Genomic DNA, 7616 nt, shown 5'->3' with positions numbered 1-7616 from the left:
GGATAAATCCAGCCCCGCCGGCGATTGAGGCGCGGGTCCGGGCAGAGCCCGGTTTCGGGAAGGGGCGGGGTGGGGGAGAGCCGCCCGCAGGCCCGGGCCCCGGGGGTCAGCCTCGGCCGCGTAGCGGGATTCGGGTGCGGGCACGGGACAGGGTGGTCGCGGCCGCCGCGGTCAGGGTCGACCAGCGGGACGATGCCGCCCAGCGGACACGGGCTCCCGAGCGGGGGAGGAACAGCGCGCGCAGGCGGGTCGTCCGGGAGACGCCGGCGAGCAGGCCCGCCCGGGCCAGCAGGACGTCCGTGCCCGCGGCCCCGTACGAGGGCTCCGTGCCCGGCGGGGCGTACAGCGCGTGCTCCACCGCACCCGAGAGCCTCCGCACGGCATCGGCCGCCTCCGGCCCCAGCTTGCCGAGCTCCACCAGCCGGTCCGCCGCCCCCCGGGGGGACAGCGCCTCGTCGGGGGGAATCCCGACGTCCCACGCCGCGTCCCCCAGCTCGCGCCAGGCGGCCAGTACGCCGCCCGAGCCGAGCCGCCGCGCCCGCAGGCGCCGGCGCCACAGGAACGGCAGCAGCGGGAGTCCCAGTACCAGCAGACCCGCGGCCGTCCAGGCCAGGACGGTGCCCGCCGACGGGCCGCCGCTGCCCGAGCCGGCGTTCTGGCTCGGCGCGACCGGCCCGCACTCGCCCAGCTTCTTCTGGTCCGGCGGGCAGTCCTCCTCCTTGGAGGGCCCGGCCGAGGGCTGCGCCGCACTCGCGGAGGGCACCGGCGCCGGCGCCGAGGGCTCGCCCCGCGGGGTCTCGGGCCGGCTGTAGTCCGGGACCGTGATGCCCGACCGGGGCGTCGGCTCGAAGCGGGTCCAGCCCACGCCCTCGAAGTACAGCTCCGGCCAGGCGTGCGCGTCCCGCATCGTGACGTTGATGTTGCCGTCCGACTGCTTCTCGCCGGGCGTGAACCCGACCGCGACCCGCGCCGGGATGCCGACCGAGCGGGCCATCGAGGCCATCGAGAAGGCGAAGTGGACGCAGAAGCCCTCCTTGTCGGCGAGGAACCGGGCGATGGCGCTGGAACCCGTACCCGAGGACACCTTGGTGTCGTAGCGGAAGCCGCCGCTGACCGCGAAGTAGTCCTGGAGCTTCACCGCCGCCGAGTAGTCGTCCTGCGCGCCCCGCGTGACCTCGCGGGCCGTCTTGACGACGATCTCCGGCAGGCCCTCCGGCAGCTTCGTGTACTCGGCCTTGATCGCCTCGTTCGGCGGCGGCGCCTTGCGCAGCTGCTCGGACGTCGGCTTCAGCAGCAGGCTCCGCACGGTGTACTGCGCGCCCTGGGCGTTCTGGAACTTGTCCTTGCCCAGCTGGTCCCCGACGAGCGTGCGCCCGACCGGCTCGAACCGCCACTTGCCGCCGATGTCCACCGAGGTCGCCGGATACGGCATCGGCAGGTAGCGCTGCGCGTACGTCTGCGCCGAGGAGATGTTGGTGACCACCTCGGTCGCGCCCGCGAGGACCGCGCCGCTCACGCCCGGCGGGTCCGGCATCCGCTTCGGGACGTCGGTCAGGGCCCGCCCGGAGGCCTCCCACTTGACGCCGTTGAACTCGTCCAGCGCCAGGATGCGCAGGTACTGCTCGCTCAGCTGCGGGCTGTTCGTGCGGTACTTCAGCACCACCCGGTTGTCCTGGGCGTTCAGGCTGGACTGCAGCGAGACCAGCGGGTTGACGGCCTGGATCGAGGGGCCGACACCGGTCCCCTCGCCCTCGCCCGAACCGCCCGTGCCCAGCAGCCCCGAGCCCAGCGCGGGCAGCACCGCCGGCACCACCAGCGCCAGGCCCAGCGCGAGCGCGCCGATCCTGCGCCCGGTGCGCACGGGGGCGATCGCCTGCCCGCCGCCCGCGTAGCCCGCCGCGATCCGCCCGCGCGGGGCGGCGCCGAAGACCCGGCCCCACTGCGCGAGCCGGTCGCGGCCCTCGGACAGCAACAGCAGCAGGTAGCCGCAGCCCGCCAGCAGGAACGAGAACCAGGAGGAGCCGCCGGTGGAGGCCGCGCCGGCCAGTCCCGCCGCCACCGAGTACAGGGCGAGCAGCGGCAGCCCGGCGGCCGCGGCCATCCGCAGCGTCACCGCCAGCACGTCCACCAGGAGCCCGATCAGCAGCACCGTGATCACCAGCAGCAGCCGGATGCCGTCCGTCAGCGGCGCCGGGATCGCGAACTCGTTCACGTCCCGGACGCCCTGGTTCAGCAGCGCGCCGAAGTCCGTGACCAGATAGTCCAGCAGCCCGTCGCCGGTCGAGGTCCCCGCCTTGCCGCCGAACAGCAGCATCAGCGCCAGCAGCGACACGAGCACCTGCGAGGCCACGGTCAGCGGCCGGGCCAGCGGCACCCGCCGCGCCCCGGCGCCCACCGCGCTCTGCAGCGCCAGCAGCAGCGCCGACTGCGGCAGCCAGCTGCCCGTCTCCACCAGCGGGTTCAGCGACCAGGCGGTGAACAGCGTCGCCAGGGCCGCGAAGACCGTCAGCCTCACCCGTCCGCTCATCCCCAGCCCCCCGCCGAACCCGAACCCGTACCCGTGCCGATCGGGGCGTGGCCGGCCTGGCGCCACAGCTCCCCGAAGGCCACCCCGGGCGGGGCGGCCAGCGCCGTCCAGCCCGCGTCGTGCAGCCTGCCCAGGCGCTCCTCCAGCGGAGGCAGCCCCTGCGACATCACGGAGGCGAGGCCCGGCGGCCGGCCGGACCAGTCCGCGGAGTCCAGTACGAACGCCACGGCGCCCCCGCTGCGCCGGCACATCTTGGCCGCCAGTTCCGTCTGTACGTCGTCCAGGTCTCCGAAGAAGGCGATGAGGAGCCCGTCACCGCCGGCTCCGCCGAAACCGCTGCCGACGCCTTGGCCCCGTACCGCGTCGTAGGCCCGGGAGAGCCCCGCGCCGTCGGAGTGGCCGACCACCGCGAGGGTGTCCATCATCAGGCCCGCGGCCTCCGCGGACTCCTGCCCGCCGGAGGTGAAGCCGCCGCCCTCGCGGGGCACGCAGTCCCCGGTGTCGGTCAGCAGCCGCACCGAGAACCCCTGCTCCAGCAGGTGCACCAGGGCCGAGGCGGCGCCGGAGACGGCCCACTCGAAGGCGGAGTCGGGCCCGGCGCCCTCGTAGGCGAGGTGGCGGGTGTCCAGCAGCACGGTGGCCCGGCTGCGCTGCGGCTGCTCCTCGCGGCGCACCATCAGCTCGCCGTAGCGGGCGGTGGAGCGCCAGTGCACGCGGCGCAGGTCGTCGCCGCGCCGGTAGCCGCGCGGGATCACGTCGTCCTCGCCGGCCAGGGCCAGCGAGCGGCGGCTGCCGTCGCCGTAGCCGGAGGACTCGCCGGTGAAGCGGACCGGGGGCAGCGCCTCGGTGCGCGGGATGACGGTGAGGGTGTCGTAGGCGGAGAAGGAGCGCGTCAGCTCGACCAGCCCGAAGGGGTCGGTGAGGCGCAGCTGCAGCGGGCCCAGCGGGTAGCGGCCGCGCAGGTCGGAGCGGACCCGGTAGGAGACCTCGCGGCGGCCGCCCGGCTCCACCCGGTCCAGGACGAAGCGGGGCCGCGGCCCGAGCACGTAGGGCACCCGGTCCTGGAGCATCAGCAGGCCGGTGGGCATCCGGGAGGTGTTGTCGATGCGCAGCTGCACCCGGGCCTCGGCGCCGGCGGGCACCCGCATCGGGGTCAGCCGGCGGGTGCCGGAGACCCGGTAGCGGGTGCGGTGCAGGGCGAGGACGCAGAGCAGCGGCAGCAGGGCGAGCAGCAGCCCGACCCGGAGCAGTTCCGGCTGGCCCAGTACGTATGCGCACAGCGCGGCGGCGACTCCGGCGGCCAGGAAGGAGCGGCCGCGGGTGGTCAGCCCGGCCAGTGACGCGCGCAGCCCGCCGCCCTCCCGCGCGCCCGGACCGCCGGCGCCGTGCGGTGCGCCGGCACTCATCAGAAGCCCCGGATGCCCGCGCCGGGCGGCATCTCGCCGCGCGCGGGCGCGGCCGGTACGGGGGTGCGCTGCAGGATGTCGGAGACGACCTGCTCGGCGGTGCGCCGGCTCAGCTGGGCCTGCGCGGTGGGCAGCAGACGGTGTGCGAGGACCGGTCCGGCCAGCGCCTGGACGTCGTCGGGCAGGACGTAGTCCCGGCCGGCCAGGGCGGCGGAGGCCTTCACGGCGCGCAGCAGGTGCAGGGTGGCGCGGGGCGAGGCGCCCAGGCGCAGGTCAGGGTGGTTGCGGGTGGCGGAGACCAGGTCGACGACGTAGCGCCGGACGGGCGGGGCCACGTACACCTCGCGGACGGCCTCGATGAGCTTGACGATGTCGTGGGCGTGCGCCACGGACGTCAGGTCGTCGAGCGGGGAGAGCCCGCCGTGCACGTCGAGCATGCGCAGCTCGGCGTCGGGGCTGGGGTAGCCGACGGAGACCCGGGCCATGAAGCGGTCGCGCTGGGCCTCGGGGAGGGGGTAGGTGCCCTCCATCTCCACCGGGTTCTGGGTGGCGACGACCATGAAGGGGCTCGGCAGCGTGTAGGTGGTGCCGTCGATGGTGACCTGGCGCTCCTCCATCGACTCCAGCAGCGCGGACTGGGTCTTGGGGGAGGCCCGGTTGATCTCGTCGCCGATGACGATCTGCGCGAAGATCGCGCCCGGCTTGAACTCGAACTCCCGGCGCTGCTGGTCGTAGATGCTGACGCCGGTGATGTCCGAGGGCAGCAGGTCCGGAGTGAACTGGATGCGCTGCACCGAGCAGTCGATGGACTTGGCGAGCGCCTTGGCCAGCATGGTCTTGCCGACGCCCGGCACGTCCTCGATCAGCAGGTGGCCCTCGGCGAGCAGGACGGTCAGCGCGAGGCGGACGACCTCGGGCTTGCCCTCGATCACGCTCTCGACCGAATCGCGCACCCGCTGCGCCGTGCTCGTCAGATCCGCGAGGCTCGCTCGGTCGTCATACGTGGTCACCTGGTTCTCCTCGGCCCAATCCCAGGACCGACGCGCATGGCGCGGCGCGGCCCACCCCGAAACACCTCAAAAGCGAGAGTGCGGACACCGGCCCGGAGGGGTCCTCCGGGTGACGTCTCCCCGCATTCTTGACGGCGTTACGGCCTTGTGTCACTCACGAGGTGGGATCGATCTCCCTGAGGAGGCCGGTGTGCACGTCGAAGACGAAGCCTCGCACATCGTCCTTGTGGGGGAGGAAGGGGTTCGTACGGACCCGCTGCATGGACTGGCGGACGTCCTGGTCCACGTCCCGGAAGGCCTCGACGGCCCAGGCGGGGCGCTGTCCGACCTCGTCCTCCAGCTCGTGGCGGAAGTCCTCGGTCAGGCTTTCGAGACCGCAGCCGGTGTGGTGGATGAGTATCACCGTGCGGGTGCCGAGGGCCCGCTGGCTGATGGTGAGCGAGCGGATGGTGTCGTCGGTGACCACACCGCCCGCGTTGCGGATCGTGTGACAGTCGCCGAGCTGCAGGCCGAGGGCGGCGTGCAGGTCGAGGCGGGCGTCCATGCAGGCCACGACGGCCACGTGGAGCACCGGACGGGCGTCCATGCCGGGGTCGGTGAATTCGGCGGCGTAGGCGCGGTTCGACTCCACCAGCCGGTCGGTGACGGTGAGGTCACCGGTGGCCTTGGCGGGGGACTCGGCGGGCACGGGAAGGGAAGTCGTCATGGATACGACGTTAGTGGTCACAGCACGTCTGGGCATCGAGTGAGGGTGGACAAAGAAGGTCACCGTTGCCTGTTGTGAGCTAACCCACAGGGGTGAGGCCCCGGCGGCCATCCGGGTGATTCGGGGCATTTGCCGGTTCGTGGGGAGCGGGGCGCACGGCGCGCGGGGCGGTTCGTTGACCGCGGCGACCGTTGCACTAAAGTGACGCGAACCGGCCGGAGCCCGGCCCTGACCGGCCGCCCGGCCACTTTGGTAACACTCCGCGTGCGCGGCGCGGCGTATGCCTGCCGCGCCGTTATCTGAGAGGGCGCTTTGACTAGCGAGTCCCGACACGTCCCGGTGATGCTCCAGCGGTGCCTGGACCTGTTGGCCCCGGCACTGGAGAGGCCCGGGGCCGTCGTCGTCGACTGCACCCTCGGCCTCGGCGGCCACAGCGAGGCCCTGCTCACCCGGTTCCCCGAGGCACACCTGATCGGCCTCGACCGCGACAAGGAGGCCCTGCGCCTCTCCGGGGAGCGCCTGGCGCCCTTCGGGGACCGGGCCACCCTCGTCCACGCCATCTACGCGGACCTGGCCGACGTACTGGACGGCCTGCGCATCCCCACCGTCCAGGGCATCCTCTTCGACCTCGGCGTCTCCTCCATGCAGCTGGACGAGGCCGACCGCGGCTTCGCCTACGCGCAGGACGCACCGCTGGACATGCGGATGGACCAGACGACCGGCATCAGCGCGGCCGAGGTGCTCAACACCTACGCGCCCGGCGAGCTCGTCCGCATCCTGCGCCAGTACGGCGAGGAGAAGCAGGCCAAGCGGATCGTGTCCGCCATCGTGCGCGAGCGGGACAAGGACCCCTTCACCAACAGCGCGCGCCTGGTCGAACTGATCCGCGACTCCCTGCCGCAGGCGGCCAAGCGCACCGGCGGCAACCCCGCCAAGCGCACCTTCCAGGCGCTGCGCATCGAGGTCAACGGCGAGCTGTCCGGGCTGGAGCGGGCCATCCCCGCCGCCGTGGACCGGATCGCCGTCGGCGGCCGGATCGCGGTGCTCTCGTACCACTCGCTGGAGGACCGCCTCGTCAAGCAGGTCTTCGCGGCCGGCGCGACCTCGACGGCCCCGCCCGGGCTGCCGGTCGTACCGGAGAAGTACCAGCCGAAGCTCAAGCTCCTCACGCGCGGCGCCGAGCTGCCGACGGAGGAGGAGATCGCGGAGAACCGGCGTGCGGCGCCGGCCCGCTTCCGCGGGGTGGAACGGATCCGGGAGGCGCGGCTGTGAGTCCACGCGGGGGACGATTCGGACGCGTCCTGGCCGGGAGCCCGGCCGGACAGGCGGCGAGGACGCCGTTCGTCCTGCTCGTGGTCGCGCTGCTCGGCGGCGGGCTGATCAGCCTGCTGCTGCTGAACTCGGCGCTGAACCAGGGCTCCTTCCAGCTGAGCAAGCTGCGCAAGGAGACCACTGTGCTCACGGACGAGGAGCAGGCGCTGCAGCGGGACGTGGACGGCTACTCGGCGCCCGACGCGCTGCAGCGGCGGGCGCACGAGCTGGGTCTGGTGCCCGGAGGCAGCCCGGTCTTCATCGGTCCCGACGGCAAGGTCGCCGGTACCGCGTCCCCCGCGGCGGAGCCGCCGCCCCCGGCGCCGCCGGCCTCGGCCCCGGCTGCGGCCTCGCCGAGCGGAGCCGTGCCCAGCCCGGCCGGCTCCCCGGCCCTGGCTCCCTCGGCCACCCCCGCCGCCCCGCCGGCATTGCCCGGAGCCACCCAGCCCTCCCAGACCCCTGGACGGTGACGTAGTGACGCGTACCCCTGCGGGGCCGATCCCCTACCCGCCCTTCCCCCGTTCCCCGGAGCTCGGCCCCGGCCCCGTTGCCGTCCGCGGCGCCGTTGCCGGGGGCCGGTCCCCGGACCCCCGCGCCTCAAACGCCGGCGGGGCCGAGATTGCCCTCCGGGCAATCCGGCCCGCCGAGGCGCACAT

At 73.9% G+C, this 7616-nt stretch carries 6 protein-coding genes; 2 read left to right on the top strand and 4 right to left on the bottom strand.

Annotated elements, in window-relative coordinates; translation table 11 throughout:
* Positions 1 to 106 precede the first annotated feature (106 nt).
* The 4 genes from ACWGDE_RS33305 to ACWGDE_RS33290 form a co-directional block, all read right to left on the bottom strand.
* A complete protein-coding gene (locus ACWGDE_RS33305; RefSeq protein ID WP_453392784.1) occupies positions 107 to 2527 on the bottom strand; it encodes a transglutaminase TgpA family protein in 2421 nt (806 codons plus the stop codon).
* Complete coding sequence (locus ACWGDE_RS33300) at positions 2524 to 3933, bottom strand: DUF58 domain-containing protein (protein ID WP_453392783.1); 1410 nt, start codon at positions 3931 to 3933, stop codon at positions 2524 to 2526. Before ACWGDE_RS33300 ends, ACWGDE_RS33305 begins: the two co-directional genes overlap by 4 nt.
* Entirely contained in the window at positions 3933 to 4943 is a 1011-nt protein-coding gene (locus ACWGDE_RS33295; protein WP_453392782.1) for an AAA family ATPase, read from the bottom strand. The genes ACWGDE_RS33300 and ACWGDE_RS33295 overlap by 1 nt, the downstream gene beginning before the upstream one ends.
* 154 nt (positions 4944 to 5097) lie before the next feature.
* A complete protein-coding gene (locus ACWGDE_RS33290) occupies positions 5098 to 5649 on the bottom strand; it encodes a beta-class carbonic anhydrase (RefSeq protein WP_453392781.1) in 552 nt (183 codons plus the stop codon).
* Positions 5650 to 5991: 342 nt separating this feature from the next.
* Between ACWGDE_RS33290 and rsmH the strand changes: the two genes are divergently transcribed.
* Both rsmH and ACWGDE_RS33280 read left to right on the top strand, forming a co-directional pair.
* Positions 5992 to 6921 carry a 16S rRNA (cytosine(1402)-N(4))-methyltransferase RsmH gene (rsmH, locus tag ACWGDE_RS33285; protein ID WP_453392780.1) on the top strand — a complete coding sequence of 310 codons (930 nt, stop codon included), beginning with the start codon at positions 5992 to 5994 and terminating at the stop codon, positions 6919 to 6921.
* Positions 6918 to 7430 (top strand): hypothetical protein, encoded by a 513-nt coding sequence (locus ACWGDE_RS33280; protein ID WP_453392779.1) that lies wholly within the window; start codon positions 6918 to 6920, stop codon positions 7428 to 7430. The genes rsmH and ACWGDE_RS33280 overlap by 4 nt, the downstream gene beginning before the upstream one ends.
* Positions 7431 to 7616: the final 186 nt, after the last annotated feature.

The organism is Streptomyces sp. NPDC054956 (assembly GCF_053609185.1).
This window is presented reverse-complemented; position numbering and strand designations above follow the sequence as displayed.